Origin of the sequence: uncultured Mailhella sp., from assembly GCF_905187505.1 — a bacterium.
Lineage (GTDB): Bacteria > Desulfobacterota > Desulfovibrionia > Desulfovibrionales > Desulfovibrionaceae > Mailhella.
The window spans coordinates 1-2,097 of the sequence record NZ_CAJJIC010000202.1 but is presented as its reverse complement, the minus strand read 5'-3'; the positions used below and the strand labels follow the sequence as shown (position 1 = coordinate 2,097).

The following is a 2,097-nucleotide window of genomic DNA, read 5'->3' as shown; positions in this document are numbered from 1 at the left end:
TAATTTACTTCAACTGAAAACAAATAGCAAGCGTTTTTTTTTGGGAAAAACCTCAGAACCGCCGCAACTATTCCGTCAGATTGCCGGGCCCTTTCGGAATGGACGCCTCGGCAATGCGTACCTTGTAGTCGCTCGCCTCGGCAGGCGGATTGACGAAAATCACGGTGAAGGGAACTTCATTGCCGGGCAGCACGTTCGTGTTTGCCTCCACGATGTCGAGCTTGTTGTTGAGCACCTTGTCCAGCTCATCCTTGTCGAGCAGTTCCAGCTGGAAGGAACTCATGCTGTTGCCGGCAAGCTGCTGCTGCGAAACGAGCTTGTTGCCGTTTGCATCGTACAGTTCCGCCTCCAGCCTGATGAGCTCGCGCGGCGCGGGAAAGTTGTTCTTCACCTTGCCCTCGATGATGACAAGATTCCCCACCTTTTCGTTCTTCACCTGATACTGGCGCACGTCGCGCAGTTCCAGCTCGCTTACCATGGACACGGGATCGGAAGGATCGGCTGTCTCCAGGCCGAGATACGGCGCGACAAGCCCTTTCAGACCGTCCAGATAATGCGTGTTCTCCCACAGCCAGCCGCATCCCGCCGCCAGGGCAAGACACACCAGAAAACTCGTCAGTCTCGGCAGAATGGACCGCTTCTTTCGCGGCATGTCCAGTCCGCCGAAAGCCTCCGCGCTGCCGGAGCCGTCAAGTCTCAGTTCCTGGGAAGGCCGTCTTTCCGAAAAATGCTCCTTCTGCCTGCGGGTATCATGGGCGTCATCCATGGAAAGAGCCAGATTGCCGCTGCGGGACGTACGGCCTCGACCACCACCGAGGGAAAGCCCTCCTTCGTCGCTGTGATCAGCCGGACGCTTTGCCGGACGCTCTCCGGAGAGTTCAAGACCTCCGTTTCCGCGAGGAGTCTTCTCCTTTTCCTCTCCCCCGAGAGAAAGCCCGCCGGCGGCGGGAGGCTCCGTTCTTTCTTCCAGCGGAAGCGTAAAGATATGACGGCAGACCGAACAGCGGAGCTTGGCGCCTGGTCTTACCTTTTCATCCGGCAGACGATAGATCGTATTGCACTGGGGACAGGTAACGTTCATGAAGCAATCTCCAACAATATGTGATAGCGCATCGCGACCATACACCGCCTGCGTCAACAGTCAAGCAGCTCATAAATGGCCGGAAGCGTGCGATATCTTTCGGCGTAGTCCAGCCCGTACCCCACAATGAATCCCGAGGGCAGATCAAAGCCCGCGAAATCGGAATGCACGGAAAACTCCCGCCTTTCCTTTTTGTCTATGAGTGCGGCAAGACGTATGGACTTCGCCCCGCGGGAAGAAAAATACCGCATGAGGAAGTCCATGGAACGGCCGGTGTCCACAATGTCTTCCACAATGAGCACATGGCGGCCTTCCCGCGATATTTCCACGTCCTTGGTGATCTGCGCGTGGTCGCTGCTGCTCGCCCGGTCGCCGTAACTTGCCAGACGAACAAAATCAATGAGAACATCCGTCTTCATGGCGCGCACAAGATCGCTGAAGAAGGGAAACGCCCCCTTCAGCACGCAGACGGCCACCACCGTTTCGCCCTTGTAGACCTCGTCTATCTGAGCGGCCAGCTCCTCCACACGACGCCGGATGACGGCTGCACTGAATACTTCCTTCATGTCGTTCATGAACGCTACCGCCTGATGAGACTCATAAGAAACTTCTTCATTTCAGGACCGGGAACATAACCGGCCTCGCTCGCCTCTATGTGTCCGTCCCTGTTGTAGATGACGTTGAAGGGAATGGCGTCTATCCTGTAGGCCCGGGCCAGCTCTTCGCCGCCGTAATACACCGGATAGGCTCCCATCATCCCCATGGACTTCACGAAGGAATCCGCCTCGCGAATGTTCTGATCGATGGCAATGCCGATGATGAGCAGATCTTCTTCGGGAATCTCCGTGCGCATCTTCATAAGCTCGGGTATCTCCTTCCGGCAGGGCCCGCAGAAGGCGGCAAAGAAATTCACCAGGATCACCTTGCCGTGATTTGCCGCAAGCTCATCAAGCAGCTCGTAGGTGTGCACGGGCTTGAGCTGAGCGCTCTTCTCCTGTCCGAACGCCGGTGCGGAT

Annotated in this window: 3 protein-coding genes; all 3 read right to left on the bottom strand. The window is 56.7% G+C overall.

All coding sequences use genetic code 11. The annotated features are described in order from the left end of the window. Positions 1-67: 67 nt before the first annotated feature. Positions 68-1,081 carry a DUF3426 domain-containing protein gene (locus tag QZZ60_RS11325; RefSeq protein WP_295641473.1) on the bottom strand — a complete coding sequence of 338 codons (1,014 nt, stop codon included), beginning with the start codon at positions 1,079-1,081 and terminating at the stop codon, positions 68-70. 53 nt (positions 1,082-1,134) lie between these two features. Then, on the bottom strand, positions 1,135-1,656 hold the full coding sequence (hpt, locus tag QZZ60_RS11320; RefSeq protein WP_295641471.1) for a hypoxanthine phosphoribosyltransferase: 522 nt from the start codon (positions 1,654-1,656) through the stop codon (positions 1,135-1,137). Between the two features lie 5 nt (positions 1,657-1,661). Next, on the bottom strand, positions 1,662-2,097 hold a 436-nt coding region (locus QZZ60_RS11315), incomplete at its 5' end, for a TlpA disulfide reductase family protein (RefSeq protein WP_295641469.1).

Coding starts and splice junctions, on each gene's coding strand:
- QZZ60_RS11325 (WP_295641473.1), bottom strand. CDS start 1,081: ATGAACGTTACCTGTCCCCAGTGCAATACGATCTATCGTCTGCCGGAT.
- hpt (WP_295641471.1), bottom strand. CDS start 1,656: ATGAACGACATGAAGGAAGTATTCAGTGCAGCCGTCATCCGGCGTCGT.